General features: G+C 42.8%; 16 protein-coding genes. 11 read left to right on the forward strand and 5 right to left on the reverse strand.

The genetic code is table 11. The features are described 5' to 3' along the window. Window positions 1-449: 449 nt before the first annotated feature. Together ASV53_RS14180 and ASV53_RS14185 are read left to right on the forward strand one after the other, a co-directional pair. Window positions 450-1,085, forward strand: a complete 636-nt coding sequence (locus ASV53_RS14180) for a LysE family translocator (RefSeq protein WP_094957543.1) — start codon at window positions 450-452, stop codon at window positions 1,083-1,085. A gap of 109 nt (window positions 1,086-1,194) precedes the next feature. Further along, window positions 1,195-1,644: a DUF302 domain-containing protein gene (locus tag ASV53_RS14185; protein WP_094957544.1), complete on the forward strand. Its 450-nt coding sequence runs from the start codon at window positions 1,195-1,197 to the stop codon at window positions 1,642-1,644. Between the two features lie 131 nt (window positions 1,645-1,775). On the opposite strand, the gene melR is transcribed toward ASV53_RS14185, so the two are convergent. Continuing rightward, the gene (melR, locus tag ASV53_RS14190) at window positions 1,776-2,732 is read right to left on the reverse strand and encodes a transcriptional regulator MelR (protein ID WP_094957545.1); all 957 of its coding nucleotides are present in this window, start codon (window positions 2,730-2,732) and stop codon (window positions 1,776-1,778) included. A 330-nt stretch (window positions 2,733-3,062) separates the two neighbouring features. Between melR and ASV53_RS14195 the strand changes: the two genes are divergently transcribed. Beyond that, window positions 3,063-4,415 (forward strand): alpha-glucosidase/alpha-galactosidase, encoded by a 1,353-nt coding sequence (locus ASV53_RS14195; RefSeq protein ID WP_094957546.1) that lies wholly within the window; start codon window positions 3,063-3,065, stop codon window positions 4,413-4,415. 129 nt (window positions 4,416-4,544) lie between these two features. Next, window positions 4,545-5,969: a melibiose:sodium transporter MelB gene (melB, locus tag ASV53_RS14200; RefSeq protein ID WP_094957547.1), complete on the forward strand. Its 1,425-nt coding sequence runs from the start codon at window positions 4,545-4,547 to the stop codon at window positions 5,967-5,969. Between the two features lie 531 nt (window positions 5,970-6,500). Here melB and ASV53_RS14210 read toward each other — a convergent pair. Next, complete coding sequence (locus ASV53_RS14210) at window positions 6,501-7,403, reverse strand: LysR family transcriptional regulator (protein ID WP_094957549.1); 903 nt, start codon at window positions 7,401-7,403, stop codon at window positions 6,501-6,503. Window positions 7,404-7,561: 158 nt separating this feature from the next. Here ASV53_RS14210 and ASV53_RS14215 point away from each other — a divergent pair, with 158 nt between their 5' ends. From ASV53_RS14215 to ASV53_RS14240, 6 genes are all read left to right on the forward strand, one after another. Further along, the gene (locus ASV53_RS14215) at window positions 7,562-7,963 is read left to right on the forward strand and encodes a RidA family protein (protein ID WP_094957550.1); all 402 of its coding nucleotides are present in this window, start codon (window positions 7,562-7,564) and stop codon (window positions 7,961-7,963) included. A gap of 90 nt (window positions 7,964-8,053) precedes the next feature. Next, window positions 8,054-9,514 (forward strand): aldehyde dehydrogenase family protein, encoded by a 1,461-nt coding sequence (locus tag ASV53_RS14220; protein ID WP_094957551.1) that lies wholly within the window; start codon window positions 8,054-8,056, stop codon window positions 9,512-9,514. Between the two features lie 100 nt (window positions 9,515-9,614). Next, window positions 9,615-10,604 carry a membrane dipeptidase gene (locus ASV53_RS14225; protein WP_094957552.1) on the forward strand — a complete coding sequence of 330 codons (990 nt, stop codon included), beginning with the start codon at window positions 9,615-9,617 and terminating at the stop codon, window positions 10,602-10,604. A 173-nt stretch (window positions 10,605-10,777) separates the two neighbouring features. Then, the gene (locus ASV53_RS14230) at window positions 10,778-12,370 is read left to right on the forward strand and encodes a BCCT family transporter (protein WP_094957553.1); all 1,593 of its coding nucleotides are present in this window, start codon (window positions 10,778-10,780) and stop codon (window positions 12,368-12,370) included. 132 nt (window positions 12,371-12,502) lie between these two features. Beyond that, window positions 12,503-14,275 carry a hypothetical protein gene (locus ASV53_RS14235; RefSeq protein WP_239928795.1) on the forward strand — a complete coding sequence of 591 codons (1,773 nt, stop codon included), beginning with the start codon at window positions 12,503-12,505 and terminating at the stop codon, window positions 14,273-14,275. Further along, window positions 14,275-15,003, forward strand: coding sequence for a DUF3726 domain-containing protein (locus ASV53_RS14240; RefSeq protein WP_094957555.1), 729 nt, complete (start codon window positions 14,275-14,277; stop codon window positions 15,001-15,003). Before ASV53_RS14235 ends, ASV53_RS14240 begins: the two co-directional genes overlap by 1 nt. A 109-nt stretch (window positions 15,004-15,112) precedes the next feature. Here the strand turns inward: ASV53_RS14240 and ASV53_RS14245 are convergent, their stop codons facing one another. Then, window positions 15,113-15,352: an RNA recognition motif domain-containing protein gene (locus ASV53_RS14245; protein ID WP_062687725.1), complete on the reverse strand. Its 240-nt coding sequence runs from the start codon at window positions 15,350-15,352 to the stop codon at window positions 15,113-15,115. A 369-nt stretch (window positions 15,353-15,721) separates the two neighbouring features. Between ASV53_RS14245 and ASV53_RS14250 the strand changes: the two genes are divergently transcribed. Then, window positions 15,722-16,573: a hypothetical protein gene (locus ASV53_RS14250; protein ID WP_094957556.1), complete on the forward strand. Its 852-nt coding sequence runs from the start codon at window positions 15,722-15,724 to the stop codon at window positions 16,571-16,573. A 90-nt stretch (window positions 16,574-16,663) separates the two neighbouring features. Here the strand turns inward: ASV53_RS14250 and ASV53_RS14255 are convergent, their stop codons facing one another. Further along, the gene (locus tag ASV53_RS14255) at window positions 16,664-17,134 is read right to left on the reverse strand and encodes a hypothetical protein (protein WP_062687726.1); all 471 of its coding nucleotides are present in this window, start codon (window positions 17,132-17,134) and stop codon (window positions 16,664-16,666) included. Between the two features lie 201 nt (window positions 17,135-17,335). Beyond that, window positions 17,336-18,340 carry an AraC family transcriptional regulator gene (locus ASV53_RS14260; RefSeq protein WP_239928796.1) on the reverse strand — a complete coding sequence of 335 codons (1,005 nt, stop codon included), beginning with the start codon at window positions 18,338-18,340 and terminating at the stop codon, window positions 17,336-17,338. Between the last annotated feature and the right edge of the window lie 155 nt (window positions 18,341-18,495).

The raw sequence follows: 18,495 nt of genomic DNA on the forward strand, positions 1-18,495 counted from the left end.
GTATTACATCACAGAAACAATAATAAAGGCTGGATTTTATTCTCATACCATATTCGTAAAAGGAATGTTAATGGTTCCATGGTGAGGCGTTAATTTTCACTTTGTATTATTGAATCGAAATCATATTATATGGGCTTTTTATAAGATGCTAGATGTTTTTACTTAACAAGTAATAATAATACCGTTGAGTAAAAGCAAAAAGTATCTCTACTCTAAGACTCATACTATATCCACATAGTAAATTAAAAATCGCACTGTTTTTATATTCGTGACTTGTAATGACTTAGCGCCTCTACTCAGTAAGTTGGATATTATCTGCAAAAGGGTAAGTGCAATATAGTGCATTTAATCTCTAAGTTGTATTTATGGCGGGTAATTGGCGCTTGCTAATCAAGTTGTTTGGCGGTATTGATGGTGAGATATGGCTCACAGCATCAAGATGAAATGATATGGATATCCTAAACTTTGAAGCATTTCTAATTGCTATCACGATTTTAACCTTGACTCCGGGGCTTGATACAGCCTTGGTTATTCGCAATACCAGTCGTTCTGGTTTGGCTGACGGTTGTATGACGAGCTTTGGTATTTGTAGTGGGCTTTTTGTTCACGCCTTTTTTTCAGCTGTGGGGATTTCAGCTATTTTGGCTCAATCTGCCGAGCTATTTCAGATGGTCAAGATGGTGGGGGCTGCTTATCTTATTTGGTTAGGCTTAAGTAGCTTACGAGCTATATCAAAAAATGGGATAGGGATGCAAGTTGGAGAGGAGGTACAGCAGGCATATAGCGCGAAACGCTCGTTACGTGAAGGATTTTTGTCGAATGTACTGAACCCTAAAACCGCTGTATTTTATCTTGCGTTTCTTCCTCAGTTTGTAAACCCAGAAGGATCACCATTATTGCAGTCAATGCTAATGGCTTCGGTTCACTTTATTATTGCTATGGTTTGGCAATGTGGTTTGTCTAGCATATTGAACTCAGCCAAAAATCTTATTGAAAATGGACGCTTTATGCAGTGGATGGAAAGTATCACTGGGATGGTATTGGTTGGGCTTGGAATTAAACTGTTAATGGAAGAGTCACCATAAATCGCAGTGTTTATGTTCACAACAAGATCTGACTTTGGTTATTTAACCGTTCACTTCTATGCTTTCACTATTCTCTATAGTTAATCATCGGATGTACGGGAGCGTTATGATGGGTAAATACTTTATAGGAGGAGTCCTTGCTTTTGTGCTGAGTACAACCGCAAATGCTGATAATGGGTTGATTACACTTAAAAGCAGTCTCAGTGTGAACGAGACAGCAGATAAATTTGAGAAAGTCGCGCAAGAAAAGGGAATGGTTATTTTTGCGCGTATCGACCATGCACAAAGGGCCGAAAAGGTGGGGGTAACGTTGCGCCCAACTCAGTTAGTGATATTCGGCAACCCTAAAGTGGGCTCACCTCTTATGGCGTGTAGCCAAGGTGTCGCAATTGACTTGCCGCAGAAAGTGATTGTGACTGAAGATGAAAATAAGCAAGTTTGGCTAACTTACAATGACCCACAATATTTGGTAAACAGACACAATATTAGAGGCTGTGATGCTGTTATTGAAAAAGTGAGTAAGGCGTTAACCAATTTTGCAAAATCGGCTACGCAGTAACTATCCCAAAGAATGATGAAGCCTTCGTTGATGGTCAATTTACGCTCAAAGACGGCTTGTAACATTCACTACAACACCTTGGTAATAAAGCCATCAGTAAGTTGATTTCTGATGGTTAGTTCCTTTCGCTTTTATATCTGAAAGTTAGGGCTACTTTCCTTTAGTGCCCAGCGGTGATCATTTCGGCTTAGCTTACGGTATTGGGTAGGTGTTACTCCTAGGTAGCTTTGGAATGTTTGATAAAAGCGACTGCTGGAATTAAAACCAACGGTAAGTGTGATATCTAAAATTGTACGTTCGGTATCACTGAGTAGGGCGCGAGCATGGTTGATGCGCATAGCCGTAATATATTGCTTAATGGTTAGCTGCATCATACGTTGGAAAATACCCATAGCGTAATTGGCATGTAGCCCTACATGGTCGGCAATTTGCCTAACCGTCAGCGGTGTATCATGGTGAGTGGCTATGTACTCTAGCATTTGACTGACATAAAACTGTGAATGTTTAGAAACCCCATTTTGCGTTGGTTTGTCTTTGCGGTTAGTGAGCATCTGCGACCAGCCTGTAAGGCACAACCGCTTTAGCATCAAACTTATTTCGTCGGCGGCTAATTGCTGACGACTTTCAGCTTGATGCATCATTTCATCTTCCCATCGCTTAAGTTCAAATTCGCTCACTAGCGAAGATTCATCTGAATGTAAAACGGCGCCATGCGTTATTTGATTTACAAATTCCCTGTTAAGAGGCCACGATAAAAAGTGGTGAATAGGAATGTTAATGATCCCCATATTATGACAGCTTCCAGGGTTGGTCAGCCGATGAGGAATAGACGCCCAAAATAGCCCGATATGACCATCTTTTAAAACGATAGGGCTGCCATTGATGATGTATTCCACATCGCCACCGAATGGGATATTTACTTCGACTTGTCCGTGCCAATGATACCCCGGCATATCGTGTGGGCGTCTAAGTTCAATGTCTATTTTCTCGTATGAAGAATAAAGCGATAACGGACTGATAGAAACACTTTCGGGTGAATCGTTGTCTTGCGTCGTAACAAATAAGACACTTTTTTTTGGCGGCTTCATCTCAGCACCTTAGGAAATAGCATATGTGGCTGTTCTATCAAAGTCCTTCATTTGATTCCGGGTATTTGTCACAGAGTGAATATTTCCCTTGGGTATAAATTCTAATCTGAGATGACGGTAACAATCTCTACTTTTAGCTTGGCTTGATATCCGAAAAACTCATTAAATTATGCCTTTTTGTCCTGTTTCCTCATATTTTGTTTTCACCAGTGATAAATATGAGAAAACAGGATAGCGATATCATTTACCGAGACGAAAAAGGCGCTTAAAGGCGTGTAATGTTTAATCATCACATTACGATAGTTACAGATATTGAAGGATACAAACTGCATGAACACGCCAAAGATTACTTTCATAGGGGCAGGCTCGACTATTTTCGTTAAGAACATTCTTGGCGATGTATTCCACAAGCCAGCACTTAAACACGCACAAATTGCTTTAATGGATATTGATGAGACGCGCCTTGAAGAGTCTCATATTGTTGTTAGCAAGTTGATGGAATCTGCTGGTGCCGAAGGGACTATTACTTGCCACCTTAATCAAAAAGAAGCTCTGCAGGATGCCGACTTTGTTGTGGTTGCATTTCAAATCGGTGGGTTTGAACCCTGTACGGTTACCGACTTTGAAGTTTGTAAGCGCCATGGTTTAGAGCAAACTATCGCTGATACCTTGGGCCCTGGCGGTATCATGCGCTCACTGCGTACTATCCCGCATCTATGGCAAGTTTGTGAAGATATGACCGATGTTTGCCCAGATGCAACCATGCTGAACTACGTCAACCCAATGGCAATGAATACATGGGCTATGTACGCAAAATACCCCAATATAAAGCAAGTTGGTCTTTGTCATTCAGTACAAGGTACAGCGGAAGAGCTTGCTCGTGACTTAGAGATAGATTATCGCGACCTTCGTTTTACCTGTGCTGGTATTAACCACATGGCTTACTACCTAACGCTAGAGAAGAAAAATGAGCAGGGTGAGTATGTTGATATTTATCCTGATTTATTAACGGCCTTCGAAAGTGGTCAAGCGCCTAAACCTGGGATCTACCATGCTGGTCGTTGTGTAAATCTTGTTCGTTACGAAATGTTCAAAAAGCTGGGCTATTTCGTGACTGAATCATCGGAGCACTTTGCAGAATACACTCCGTACTTTATTAAGCCTAACCGCCCTGATCTGATTGAACGCTACAAAGTGCCGTTAGATGAATATCCAAAGCGCTGTGTAGAGCAAATTGCAAACTGGAAGCAAGATTTAGAAGAATACAAAAAGGCTGAACGTATAGATGTAGAAGAATCACATGAGTACGCCAGTATAATTATGAATGCGATTTGGACTGATACCCCGAGTGTTATTTACGGCAACGTGAAAAATGAAGGTCTTATTGATAATTTACCACAAGGATGCTGTGTCGAAGTGGCTTGCTTAGTGGATGCTAACGGTATTCAACCAACAAAAGTCGGGACGCTACCTAATCACCTTGCGGCATTAATGCAGACCAATATAAATGTTCAAACATTACTGACAGAAGCTATTCTGACCGAAAATAAAGATCGTATTTACCACGCAGCGATGCTGGACCCACATACCGCCGCTGTCTTAGGACTAGAAGAAATTTATGCGCTAGTCGATGATTTGATTGCAGCGCATGAAGGTTGGTTACCTGCTTGGGTTCATCAATAAACAGAGACTCACCAGATAAAAATAATAACAACAACCATTACTTAACATTAACGTGAATTAAATGGAATGATGTCTTTTTATGCTCAGGTTATTTATGGCCTGAGTATAAAAAAGGCTAAAGGAGCTGCAATGAGTGTTTCAATGAACACCAAGCTGAGCTACGGTTTCGGCGCATTTGGTAAAGATTTTGCTATCACCATCGTTTATATGTATCTCATGTTTTACTATACCGATGTCGTGGGTATCTCTGCTGGCGTTGTTGGTACAATTTTCTTAGTTGCGCGTATTTGGGATGCTGTTAATGATCCTATTATGGGGTGGGTGGTTAATAATACCCGAACGCGTTGGGGGAAATTTAAGCCTTGGATTTTAATTGGCACAATTACCAACTCTATTGTGCTGTATATGCTGTTTACTGCCCACTATTTTGAAGGCCCGTGGCTAATTGCTTACGCTGCTGTTACCTACATTTTATGGGGCATGACTTACACCTTAATGGATATTCCGTTTTGGTCATTAGTGCCAACACTGACACTGGATAAACGTGAGCGTGAAGAGTTAGTTCCTTATCCTCGTTTTTTTGCAAGCCTTGCATGGATTGTAACGGCAGCTATAGCCATGCCTATGATTAACTACTTTGGTGGTGATGATAAAGGTTTTGGATTTCAGATGTTTAGCCTAATGTTAATAGTCTGCTTTGCGATTTCTACCTTTATTACGCTCCGTAATGTGAACGAACGTTACTCTACCGCGCAGTTGGATAGCACTAAAGTTGAAGAGAAAGTCTCGCTCAAAAAAATGGTGTCACTGATCTATAGAAACAGCCAACTAAGCTGCGTATTGTGTATGGCATTATCCTATAACCTTGCTACAAACATTATTATGGCGTTTGCGGTTTACTACTTCACTTATGTGGTGGGTAATGAAGAGCTGTTCCCGTACTATATGGCATACGCTGGCATCGCGAATCTTATTACGCTGGTATTGTTCCCTAAACTCGCGAAAATCTTCTCACGCCGTATGTTATGGGCTGGCGCATCGGGTTTCCCGATTTTAGGTAGCTTGGTACTGATTTATGTTGGCTTATACGATCAGCAAAGTGTTTTACTAATATCTACAGCCGGTATTTTGCTGCAAATTGGAACAGCCTTGTTCTGGGTACTAAACGTTATCATGGTGGCAGATACGGTCGATTACGGTGAGTACAAGTTAGGTGTACGCTGTGAAAGTATCGCGTTCTCGGTTCAAACTCTAGTGGTTAAAGCTGGCTCTGCATTTGCTGCTTTCTTTATTGGTATTGCGTTAACTGCAGTGAACTACATTCCGAATGTTGAGCAAAGTGCAGATACTATCTTTGGTATGCAGTGCATCATGATTGCGTTACCGACTTTCTTCTTTGCGATAGCGCTAATTATCTACTTCCGCTTCTATAAGCTAAACGGTGCGTATCATCAGAAGGTGCAAGATCACCTGACTGAGAAATACGATCACTTAACACCATATTCAGACGGCGATGAGCCAAAAGTGACAGATAAACCGGCTCCAGCCGTATAGCTCGCCATCAAGCCCCTTGTTCAAGGGGCTTATTTTAAATCTTTAATTATCAATGGCTTATTTCTATATGGAAGCAACGATAAAATTTAAGTAGAGATTTTGGGTTGCTTTGATTTTTACAGTGTGCCATTCTGTTTGTGGGTTAGGTAGTCAGTATGCTAGTGCCAACGGGTAGTAGTACGTTGGAATATGGTTTAGAGATATAAAAGGTGAATGAATGTCTTGTCAGCATTCTGAGGTGAAAAGAGTTAAACGTACGTTTTTTCAGAAACTGTTTTGTAAGGCTGTCTATCAATGTCAGCGTTGCGGTATGTATATAAAATTATGACTGACAATACCCAAAAGCTGAAGTTTGTTATAAAAATACGAAGTAAATCGCATATTAGTGATGTGAGAAAGCGATGGATGATGAAGTTTGAAGCTGGTGACCATGCGCTAATTAAACCAGTTAACCAAAACCGAAAATTAAAGAAAGATCTTTGTCATTGGCAATAGCTAAATGGTGATATCAGGGTCAGCGTTCTCCAATGTTTAAGCGCTTGGACTATCGCTCATGCCATCGTAGTTCAAGTACGCAATGCACAAATCGTGAAAGGCCTGTGCCTGTGGTGAAATAGTGCGGTCTTTCAATCGAAAAATACCAATCTGACGCTTAAGTGGTGGGTCTATCAGTGGGATCCAAACCAAGCGGGTTTCATTGGTTGGAAAGGCCAGTTTAGGTAGCGTTGTGACGCCAATGCCCAATTCTAGTACCGAGAATAGCGAGGTTATATTTTCAACCGAGTAGAGCGCTTGTTCACTCAAAGTCCGTGCAGGGGTTGGATCCAATAACTTACATGTCCCGTTGCGAATGAATGGCAGTTGTAACAATGTCTTCCATTCAATCCCTTCTGGTTGTTGGGCGATTGGATTATCACGTAAACAGACCACGCCGATAGGGTCTGAAATCAAGGCAGTAAAATCAATCGCATCTTCTTCCAGTTCCGAGCAATTCCCCAAGGCTAAATCGACTTCACCTGAGAGTAATCGAGCTTCGACCCCTGCGGCATTATCGTCTATCAAACTGACCTCTACACTTGGGTACTTTTCACTAAACGCACCTAGCACACTTGGTATCAGTTTAGCCGCGACAGAAGGTACGCTGGCAATGCGTACTCGACCTTGCTGCCCAGCAGCAGCTGCACGCAAATCATTGTTTAATGCATTGTAAACATTAAGAAACTGAATAATTTTAGGTAAGCAGATTGTTCCAAATGGCGTTAAAGTTGATTTGTTACCTGCTTCAAATAGTGATTGCCCTAATATCTTCTCTAGTTCTTTTATTGAGGTTGAAAGTGCTGCTTGTGAGCGGTTTGCTCGATGTGAAGCGGCCCGAAATCCGCCTTCTTCAACCACTAACACAAAATGTTTCAATTGTTGAAGCTTTATACTCATAGGCGATTATTCCTTGTGAAGCCTTTATTCACCTAACTTCCCGCAAGGTGATAAGTTTTTATTATCATTCGTACAAAATTTACCGTTAGATTTATCAAGTGTCAAAGGGCAGTATTTAACCATCCTGAAACATTGTCGTTACACGGTTGAATTAAAACATGAATGCTCATAATAAAAAACACCCAGTAAAGACCTCTTTGTTTGCATCAAAAGCCCCATTGGAGTGGGCAATTATCAATAATGGTACGCTTTATACTGCGCAGATCCCGATTGATCAAACGGGTGCCGTTGTTGAAGGGGGCATTGAAGCACAGACTCGCCAAACCTTTAGCAACTTGATCCATACTTTGGAGTGTGCAGGCGAATCATTAGATTCAGTGTTGCAAGTGATGATTTACGTGACAGATCGTGAATACCTCAAAACCGTTAACAATGTGTATGCCGAATATTTCAATGCGCCTTATCCAAATCGAGCAGCCATCGTTGTTGCTGGGTTGGCGCGTGAAGAAATGTTGGTGGAATTTGTGGTGTATGCGGCAGCAACTGATCCTACAGCGTGATGGTGTAATCCAAACTCAACAACGTAATCAAGGTTGCCAGATTTCAGGTGCAGCCGTTGTTTATCAAGTATTAGGTACAAGGACAGAATGATGACTCAATTACAGAATGTTCAACCAGAAACCTCACTATATATTGCTGGTGAATGGCAATCAGGGATCAGTACGGTTGCTAACATAAACCCGTCAGATATTAGTGAAAACATCGGTGATTATGCGCAAGCAAGTGAAGCACAAGTTCAGCAAGCAATCGCGGCTGCAAAACATGCTCAGCCAGAATGGGAAAAAACCCCCATTGAACGTAAGCAAGCGGTGCTTCAGGCGATTGGCAATGAATTAATTGCACGTTGTGATGAATTAGGCACCTTGCTGGCGACTGAAGAAGGTAAGCCGTTTGCAGAAGGCCGCGGTGAGATTTACCGCGCAGGGCAGTTCTTCCAGTATTTTGCCGCAGAAGTGTTACGCCAAATTGGTGACAACGCCGAGTCCGTTCGCCCTGGCGTATCGGTTGAAGTGACGCGTGAAGCGGTGGGTGTGATTGCGATTATTTCACCGTGGAATTTCCCAACGGCAACGGCAGCTTGGAAAATTGCACCAGCGTTAGCCTTTGGTAATAGCGTCATCTGGAAGCCTGCCAATTTAACCCCAGCCAGTGCAGTGGCACTGACTGAGATTATTCACCGCCAAGGGTTACCTGCGGGCACGTTTAACTTAGTACTTGGTAGTGGCTCGCAAGTGGGCAATACCCTTATTAACTCTAAAGATATTAACGGTGTCAGTTTTACAGGATCCGTTGATACCGGCCGCAAAGTTGCTGCGGCAACAGCGCCTAATTTTGTTCGTTGCCAGTTGGAAATGGGCAGTAAAAATGCCTTGGTGATTGCTGATGATGCCGATATTCAGACGGCGGTCGAAGCCACTATTGCGGGGGCATTTTCAGGTGCTGGCCAGAAGTGTACTGCATCATCGCGTTTAGTGGTGATGGACAGTATTCATGATGCTTACGTTGAAGCCTTGATTAAACGAATAGGCGCACTAAAAGTCGGCCATGCGTTAGAAGACGGCGTATTTATGGGCCCAGTAGTGGATGGTAATCAACTTGAATCTAACTTCGCTTGGATTGATAAAGCGCGTCAAAGTGGGGCTGAGTTAGCCTGCGGTGGCGAGCGTTTGAGCCTCCGACATGAAGGTTATTACATGTCGCCAACCTTATTTTTGAATACACAAAACAGCTGGGAAGTGAACCAAGAAGAAGTGTTTGCTCCTATGGCCTGTGTGATCCGCGTGGCGAACTTAGAAGAAGCGATTGCGACCACCAATGACACTCGTTTTGGCTTAACGGGCGGCATTATTACCCAAAGCTTACGTACCAGTGCAATGTTCAAACAACAGGCGCAAACAGGCTGTGTGATGGTGAACCTACCAACGGCAGGTACGGATTACCATGTGCCGTTTGGTGGCCGTAAAGAGTCGAGTTTTGGTCCACGAGAGCAAGGCCAGTATGCAAAAGAATTCTATACCGTAGTAAAAACTGCATACCAACGCCCTTATTAAGCGTTTCGATACAAGGGAATGACTTATTCAAACGGTCTGATAATAGGTAAGTACTGAACTTGCCTATTTACCGAGTTAAAACATCGTTTAAGGAGCAACTATGTATCAACAACGGATTGTGATTGATGGATTGCAGTACTGCAATTGGGACCGTGAGTATTTTCAAACCCTGCAAGCCAGTGGCATTACAGCCGTGCATGCCACTGTGGTGTATCACGAAAATGCCCGCGAAACGCTGACTCGCTTTGCTGAGTGGAATTTACGATTTGAGCAAAATACTGACTTAATCATGCCCATTTACTCAATGGCGGATGTTGAGCAAGCGAAATCTACAGGCAAGGTTGGGGTATTCCTTGGGGCGCAAAACTGCTCACCTATCGATGACGAGATAGGTTTGATTGAAGTCATGCGCCAGCAAGGTTTGCTGATTATGCAGCTGACCTATAACAACCAAAGTCTACTGGCGACGGGGTGTTATGAAAAAAATGACACTGGCGTTACCCGTTTCGGTAAACAAGCGATCCAAGAAATGAACCGCGTCGGCATGATTATCGACATGTCACACAGTGCTGAACGCTCGACCCTTGAAGCGATAGATTTATCGTCGCGTCCTATATGTATTAGCCATGCAAATCCAACATTTGCTCATGATGCTCTGCGTAATAAATCGAATACCGTTATTAAAGCCTTAACTGCTCGCGATGGCTTAATTGGTTTTAGTTTATATCCGTTCCATTTGCCGAATGGCAGCCAATGCACTTTGGATGACTTCTGCCAAATGGTGGCAACAACGGCAGATATGGTCGGGATAGAACACCTAGGTATTGGTAGTGATCTATGTTTAAACCAGCCCCAAGCGGTTTTGCAATGGATGCGTAATGGTCGTTGGTCGAAAACGATGGATTATGGCGAAGGCTCAGCAAGCAATGCTGGTTGGCCCGATGCACTACCATGGTTCTGCGGCAGTGCGGGAATGGAGAATATTTATAACGGATTAATCCAGCATGGATTCAGTGAAGCGGAGGCCGGGAAAGTACTGGGTGAAAATTGGTTTAACTTCCTCAGCGAGGGGCTTGAACCAGTAAGCTAATATTTTGGTTAAACAGGGCTTTGATGAAAATAAGATTTTTATGGAAAAGGTTTTGATGAACAAGTAATGCACTTAAATACTTAGCTCAACACAATAAGAATAGAGCAGGTGTTAAACATACCTCTTGTAGCCACTGAATGGCTGGTTGCTACAAAAACCTCTGGAGTCAGAGTATGTCTGATTTAAGTAATCGTATGAACGCGAGCACGAACAAAATTGCAAGTGAACACACACGAACGAACACCTCGAAATCGACATCTGAAAAGCTGGGGCTAGATAACCCCGCGTTTTGGTATAGTGGCGGCTTTATCGCACTTTTTGTAGCGATTGCTGTTTTTGATGCAGATTTATTATCAACTCTCGTTAATACCGGGTTTGCATGGTCGGTAAAAATCTTTGGTCCGTATTGGCAAATGCTACTACTTCTGACTTTTCTTATTGGTCTTGGCTTGGCAGCAGGGCGAACAGGCAAAGTCATTTTGGGTGGCCTTGCCGAGCCTGAAATTGACGGCTTTCGCTGGATGGCAATCATCTTCTGTACCCTACTGGCTGGTGGTGGGGTATTTTGGGCAGCCGCTGAACCTATCGCCCATTTCGTTACACCACCGCCTCTATATGGCCCACAAGAAAACCCACAGCAAGGTGCGGTTAATGCGTTATCGCAGTCTTTCATGCATTGGGGGTTCCTTGCTTGGGCGATCGTCGGCAGTTTAACGTCAATTGTAGTTATGCACCTTCACTACGATAAAGGCTTACCGCTTAAACCCCGCACTTTGTTATACCCAGTATTAGGAGAGCGAGCACTTAAAGGCAACATCGGCGCTATCATAGATGCGTGTTGTATTATTGCCGTAGCAGCAGGCACGATAGGGCCAATCGGCTTCCTTGGCCTACAAGTAAGCTATGCACTTAATGTGTTGTTTGATATTCCAGATGGGTTTACGACTCAACTCATCATCATTTTATTTGCGATTGCACTTTATACCCTATCAGCTCTGAGCGGTTTGAATCGTGGTATGCAAATGCTTAGCCGCTACAACGTCATTTTAGCAATGGCACTAATGATTTACGTGCTCATTTTTGGCCCGACTAACTTTATATTTAATGGCTACATCCAAGGTGTTGGTAGCATGTTAGATAATTTCATTCCCATGGCGACCTATCGCGGTGATGAAGGCTGGTTAAGCTGGTGGACGGTATTCTTCTGGGGTTGGTTCCTTGGCTATGGCCCTATGATGGCAATCTTTATTGCGCGTATCTCACGCGGCCGCACCATCCGCCAAATCATCACCATCATCAGTATTATTGCTCCATTTGTGACTTGCTTTTGGTTCACCATTGTCGGTGGCTCTGGCTTGGCATTTGAAATCGCAGATCCAGGCAGTGTGAGTAAAGCGTTTGAAGGATTTAATTTACCTGGCGCATTACTGGCGGTGACTCAGCAGCTACCATTTCCAATGATGACCTCTATCTTATTCTTGATTTTAACAACGATCTTTATTGTGACGACAGGTGACTCCATGACATACACCATCAGTGTGGTTGTGAGTGGTGAAACTGAACCTAATCCAGTCATCAGAACATTTTGGGGGGTGATGATGGGGGTGACAGCACTGATATTGATCTCCCTCGGCTCTGGCGGTATCTCTGCACTGCAATCTTTCATTGTTATTACTGCTGTCCCTGTTTCATTAATCTTGCTGCCATCGCTCTGGAACGCGCCACAGATCGCGATGAAGATGGCAAAAGACCAAGGACTTAATTAAGCACGTGCATGGCTGGCATGCGCGCATTTCATCGAACTGGTGAATATACATCAGTCACGACAATAAACAGGGCGGAAGTTCTCGCCCTAATTTAAACGTTGAACACTCTACAACTACATGGTGGTGAGCAAAATGGATGCACATCGTTCTACTAACACTACAGCGTTAATGCGAAGCGCAGACGTGGTTATGGCACCTGAAAGGCTAGGGGCTATGCACCAAACTCGGATCAGTTTTGTTAGAACTATGATTCGGAAAATGGCACAACAGCAATGGCGAGTGACAAAGCATGAATGGCAGTTATGCCCACAAGGTTTTGGCTATGTTATTTATAAACTGGCAACGCCTAATCATGTGTACCACCTCGTTGTATTTTGCGATCAGATTGCAGATGACGAACGCAATGACAGAGTGATTGCTGAAAAGTGGGATGTCACCTTTGCGCTGATTAAAGGTGGTGTCGATGTAAGCTTGTTAGAGCGTTTAAGGGCAAATGTGCCGCTGCAAGAAGCGGGGCGTAACCCTAATACTGTCTTGGTATTAGCGCGAGCAAATAAAAGTGTCCGTGTGTTTGAACATATTGTGAGCCATTTAGCGACTGGGGTGCAACCTGATCCTAAGGCACTGGCGGAAGTCGGGTACATCCTTCGTACAACCGCTGTTTATGGAAACGGTAAGTTCGGTATTGCAGACTTTAAGTTGCTTGAGAACAACCCTGATTTTAATCAGTCGTTTAGCGCGCAAATGTGTGCAGTTTATCTGCTGCGAGAATTCAGTTTAGATTGGGTGAATTATTTAGCGAAACAGCAAGGGGGTGATCAAGCTATTACCTTACATTGCGCTCTACAACGCTATTTAGGGGTGGGGAATGCAACAGGGTTAGGGATGGCGCCTTACCTTATTAATCATCCGAGAATTGTTGATCAGTGGATGACGACGCGCGAAGCGGCATTATCTGAAGTACTTGCATGTCCTGCTGAGTCAGAGAAATATGAGTATTTACAGAAATTAATACAAAAAGCGATTTTGCACCTAGAGCAAGTTGTGACCATTAATGAATACCAAAAGCAGCTGAATATTGCGGCTGTAATCGACTTGGAAGCGTTTGAGAATAATCTCGAAACTATCATTGCACAAAGCCAAACATGGCAGCACCTTGTTGAACAATCGCTACGCATGAGTTTAGAGGCTCAAGAGATTGTACTCACGTGCTTGATGGAGCTCTATCCAGAATTGGTGGATGCCTATCAAGGTGACATGAACTGCGACGAAACCCTTTCATTACCCAGTGGTAAGCAGATCCAAGATTTTATTGCCATCCTTGAAGCGCATTATCGCTGGGCGATTGATACCGACTTCACACAGGGTGAAAACATCTACTGGTTCTGGTATCGATCGCAAGATAAAGAAGAGCCAAGATTAGGCGTTCGTGGCGCAGAAATGGGTGAAGAAAGGGAGCTCCCCCTCGATATTGGTCACCAAGTTTACAGGTTATATCAGGCCTTATTAACGCAACCCTCTGAGCAATCCTTGGCTGAATTTTTAGTGCATCAACCACAGTTTCGCGCCATTGCTCGCCGGGTGTGGACCTTAGGCAATAAAGCGATGGGAGATATTCAAATGAATGTATTGCACCAAGCGTCATTACCTATGCACCTGCTGCGTTGTAAGCTGGCAGTCTTTGGTGCGACTAAGTTTGATCCGCGTTCTGATCGTTGGGTACGAGTGACTTTTTTTCAAGGAGCGCCCTTGTTAGATGACCTATCAAAGCCGACTTTCCAAGAACAGTGGCTATTTCCATTGCTACCGAGCCAAGACGAGCTATCTAGGCAAGAAGTACTATCTCAACAAGACGTTCTATCTGCACCACGGCAGTCGGAACAATTGCGCGGGGGGACACGCTGATGATTGTTTCTCACAATGAATTAGTTGCGGTGGTACATAAAGCCTTTCTTGGAATGCGCCGTTCGTGTGGTGAGGGTGATGTTATTGCCAGCATGGTCGCCGATTTACAAATGGTTGGTTTACACGGGGTTCAACACTTCAATAACGCGAGTGCGTACATGGGACATGAGGCGGATTGCCCAGCGGATATATTACTGCTTGACGAAAGCACTATCGAAGTGGATTTACATAACTGCAGCTTAGCGTGCCACTTACCTGTTGTGATGGATTATGCTGTTGAAAAAATGATTGGCGGTAACCTACTAACGATTGAACTGAAAAACTGCCACAACCGGTGGTTAGCTTACAGTGAACTCGTGAAATTGGCGGCTAAAGGGATAGCCTGTACCGCTAAATGGGAGAATGGGAGTGGCCCTAAATGGACATTGTATGTACTCAACCGCGGTTGCGTTGCCCCCGAACTTTTTTTGTCTGATGCTGATGCTACCCCCGATAGTGTTCATAACATGACAATTCAGCTATCGATTAAAGATTTTGATGTTCAAGGTATATCGGCAGGTTATTGTACGCATGTTGAAGCAACGTCTTTTTCAATAGCTCAGCAAAACGCATGGCACGATGGTATCTATGTCGAAGATGCCGAATGGGACGCATTGAAGCGCAGTGCTACCGCGATATTAGTTGAAAACAGTGAGCAGTCAGCAAAAGGGGCGGGTGGTTTAGCCTAACCTAACCACTTACTTACCCAGATTGATATTAGATAAGGCCGACAGAAACAAAAAAGCCAGCACATTACTGTAGCTGGCTTCTTGCTTAAAGGGAAAGACCGGAAGTCGATTAGCCTTCAGCACGCTTAACGCGAATTTTGTTTTTAGCAACACTTGTCATGTTCAAGCTTGTTAACGCTGCTTTTGCTTCATCTTCATTAGGCATTTCAACAAACGCGAAGCCTTTAGAGTGACCCGTCTCTTGGTCTAGCACTAGAGTACATTCAGCAACAGAGCCATGAGTAGAAAAAAGAACACGCAGTTCGTGCTCAGTTGTTGCGCGCGCAAGGTTGCGAACTAAAAGTTTCATAATTAGCCATATAGGGTATGAGAATAACCTATGGATTGTCGCAGCTAAGTTGGAACAAACCAAGAAAATAAATCATTAAGCGAAAACTAATCAGGTTTGAGCTTGCTCCTGTGGTTTAAATTTCATTTAGGCGCCTTTTTTCTGTACTGCAACAGTGATTTTTAACTGTTCGAGGGCTGTTTGATAACATTATGTAAGATGTGAAATGGCAGAGTATTACTATGTTGTCGACTCCAAAGTACAAGAGATGCAGAGATTACGTTTACCTATTGGTATTACCATGAATGACTATCTAAGGTCAGGTTGGTGACGTAGATCCGTAAGGGTTACCCAGAGGGACCGGCCTGATAAAGTTATCAAAGGAACGTTATGAGATCGTTATGGCTGCTGTTCATCGCATTTCCCCTGTTCGCCCAAGAGCAAATAACCTTTAACTTAGGCTACCAAGCAAACTCAGTGATGACGATTGATACAAAAACAATTGTTGATGTAGAAATGAGCCTTGAAGGAGATAAAAACGCCTTACCAAGGAATGTACGTGATCACTTCCCGGTAAAGATGATTAATAAAAGCCTAAAAGTACAAACAGTTGCAACTGGAACAACAGACAGTAATGGCCAATATTCCATTGAATCTTATATCAGTAAAGACCAGCGTTTTTTCTCGCTCAATGGTGCCGACATGGTAGAAACGACAGCTGATTCTGGTTCCATGGAAGGACTAAGAATAACGGGTTCTCACCATGCTAATGGTGATGTCATTTTCTTATCTGCCGATGGCGTCGACCTAACGGAAGAATTAAAGAACAGCCTAGTATCGAGTTTTGCTCAACTTTATAAAGGCAACGCACTTAATCATCACAGCGTAAAAGTGGGCGAGAGTCTATCACTTAAAGCGCCTCTAGTTGTGCCAGCTGGTGTTGGTAAAACACTATCAATCGATATGAATATTACATATACCTTAAATAGTATTGATAATGGGATTGCAAAATTTACGGTTGCTCAACAAGCAGAAATGAAAAAGGATCTAGAGGCAGGCACGCTTATTGTTGTTGGTACTGGTGAGGGGACAATGCAGTATGATGTTGAGAAATCTTATATAACAGCATCAAATACCAACATGCTAATGGATATGTTAATTCCTAATGGTAATTTCTACATTCGCTCTCAATCAGCAAGTACAACTGTGCTCAAAACATCTTATGAATTTAATGCCTTATAGGAATGCCTCACTTAAAGCGCTAGATACGTATATTAGCTATGCGCTTTAAGCTCGACTTTACACTCGATTCACTTCAGTTTAAGCGCCAGATTAAGCTTGTTCAGCACTTTTTTCCTGATCACTTAGCGCGAAATAGATTTTCGATACGATGACCTCGGCTATCAGGATAGTAAAGACGACAGCAAAGAAAGCAACCACACCATTCCATGGTCCACTAAAAGAAACTTTATCGCCAAATAGCACGTTAATTGCTTCTAACATAATGAATTTACTACCAACTAAAATAACATAGGTGCTTAAGCCTCGGTATACTTTGGCTGAAGTACCAGGCTTTGTTTTAAAATAATTTGCAACCCTATGTTCTGCACCAATCGATAACTTCAAAAGAAGCTGTAATAATATCGCTGCAGCAAGTGAAATGGTAAAAGACTCTATATTGACATATTCCCAATACTCATCAAAAAAGTTAAGTACGGTTAAGTCGACTAACACCGCGAGAGTGTAACCCACAAATAAACGTTGGGGAGTGTTGAAGCCAAATTTTTTTTCAGTCGAACTCATCTTTAATACCTACAGTGATTAGGAGCTATTGATAGTGTGTCTTTTTACTTTGCCTAAATAGTCATTTTATTGGAAGGTATTCATGTGGTAGAAAAATATCATGGCGTAATATGGTAAGTTTATAGTTATGCTGAAAATAAAGAATAATGACAGTTTAGTTGGTGGATAATAAGAAATTTAATCATTAGTAAGACTGCATCGTTAATCAATTCCCAGTAATGATTTTTTATATGACTTAGGGGGAAGTCCTGTGACTTTTTTAAATGCGCGAGAGTAGTGTGAGATATTTTTATAGCCCAGTTGATTTGCGATATGGGTTAGTGAGTAACCTTGTCTCATTAGCTCGCAGGATGCTGATAGCATGAGACTTTCTTTAACCTGCCTAAAGGTTGTTTTTTCTTCTTTCAAGCGCCTTTGTAGTGTACGCGATGACATCTTCAGTAGCTTCGCCGCTTGATCAATCGTGAGTGAGCACTCTTTTACATAAGGCTGTAGCGCAGTAAAAACGTTATCGCTGAAACTGCTGTGCCACTCAACTAGCTCTTTTTTACGATTGATACTGGATGGACAAAGTTTAAGCTCAGTGTTCAGCACATCAGGGTTAATCAATATTGCCGTCTTATCATGGCCAATAAATAACTGGGCTTGCTGCCCGATAGCAGACTCAACAGCTTCTGTGCTCGTGTGCTGGATTTTAACTTGATCCGGATGCCAATCAGACTGAGTTAAAGCACTAATCAATTCAATGGTATAGAGGATCGCAAACACTTCACCCCAAATAAAGTAGGGTGATTTTTCATAGCTAGCGCCTCGGCAAAACCAAAATCGACCATGGCTTTCTTCGACTGTTATTTGACTACCCGGAGAGTCAGATGAAAAAACAGTGATCGCTTGAATAAGTGCGTCACGAACAGTGTTGGCCGTATCAAACTGCCCCAATATAGATGGAATAATATGCTGTCTAAAAGCCAGGCGAAGCAATTTACTGAAGTTGTTATTATCAACCTGATAGGACAGTAGATAAATCAAATGCTTCACAGGTTCCACGGGCAGGTAATCTTGGTTACTTCTGAGTAGATCGGGTGGTAAGCCCGATCGTTCTAGCAGCTTATTGGCATCAATACCATTCGCTGCAAACACCTCGATTAATATGCGAGTGTACTCGGTACGGATCATCGGTAATGTGTTGTGTTTTTTGCTCGACAAGTCTGGACCTTATCTGTTTATTTCATCTTGTAATCAAAGGCTAAGTGCGATGGCTATCGTACAATAGTAATATGTTTGGCGCAAAATGGTAAGTTATATTTTAAGTGTCAGTATATATTCTCTTATCTATGATAATACGACTAAACATAATTTTT

The organism is Photobacterium sanguinicancri (assembly GCF_002265265.1).
GTDB classification, from domain to species: Bacteria; Pseudomonadota; Gammaproteobacteria; order Enterobacterales; family Vibrionaceae; genus Photobacterium; species Photobacterium sanguinicancri.

What these genes read in the sequence shown, in the direction of transcription:
- ASV53_RS14180 (WP_094957543.1), top strand. Translation starts at nt 450, where the DNA reads ATGGATATCCTAAACTTTGAAGCATTTCTAATTGCTATCACGATTTTA.
- ASV53_RS14185 (WP_094957544.1), top strand. Translation starts at nt 1,195, where the DNA reads ATGGGTAAATACTTTATAGGAGGAGTCCTTGCTTTTGTGCTGAGTACA.
- melR (WP_094957545.1), bottom strand. Translation starts at nt 2,732, where the DNA reads ATGAAGCCGCCAAAAAAAAGTGTCTTATTTGTTACGACGCAAGACAAC.
- ASV53_RS14195 (WP_094957546.1), top strand. Translation starts at nt 3,063, where the DNA reads ATGAACACGCCAAAGATTACTTTCATAGGGGCAGGCTCGACTATTTTC.
- melB (WP_094957547.1), top strand. Translation starts at nt 4,545, where the DNA reads ATGAGTGTTTCAATGAACACCAAGCTGAGCTACGGTTTCGGCGCATTT.
- ASV53_RS14210 (WP_094957549.1), bottom strand. Translation starts at nt 7,403, where the DNA reads ATGAGTATAAAGCTTCAACAATTGAAACATTTTGTGTTAGTGGTTGAA.
- ASV53_RS14215 (WP_094957550.1), top strand. Translation starts at nt 7,562, where the DNA reads ATGAATGCTCATAATAAAAAACACCCAGTAAAGACCTCTTTGTTTGCA.
- ASV53_RS14220 (WP_094957551.1), top strand. Translation starts at nt 8,054, where the DNA reads ATGACTCAATTACAGAATGTTCAACCAGAAACCTCACTATATATTGCT.
- ASV53_RS14225 (WP_094957552.1), top strand. Translation starts at nt 9,615, where the DNA reads ATGTATCAACAACGGATTGTGATTGATGGATTGCAGTACTGCAATTGG.
- ASV53_RS14230 (WP_094957553.1), top strand. Translation starts at nt 10,778, where the DNA reads ATGTCTGATTTAAGTAATCGTATGAACGCGAGCACGAACAAAATTGCA.
- ASV53_RS14235 (WP_239928795.1), top strand. Translation starts at nt 12,503, where the DNA reads ATGGATGCACATCGTTCTACTAACACTACAGCGTTAATGCGAAGCGCA.
- ASV53_RS14240 (WP_094957555.1), top strand. Translation starts at nt 14,275, where the DNA reads ATGATTGTTTCTCACAATGAATTAGTTGCGGTGGTACATAAAGCCTTT.
- ASV53_RS14245 (WP_062687725.1), bottom strand. Translation starts at nt 15,352, where the DNA reads ATGAAACTTTTAGTTCGCAACCTTGCGCGCGCAACAACTGAGCACGAA.
- ASV53_RS14250 (WP_094957556.1), top strand. Translation starts at nt 15,722, where the DNA reads ATGAGATCGTTATGGCTGCTGTTCATCGCATTTCCCCTGTTCGCCCAA.
- ASV53_RS14255 (WP_062687726.1), bottom strand. Translation starts at nt 17,134, where the DNA reads ATGAGTTCGACTGAAAAAAAATTTGGCTTCAACACTCCCCAACGTTTA.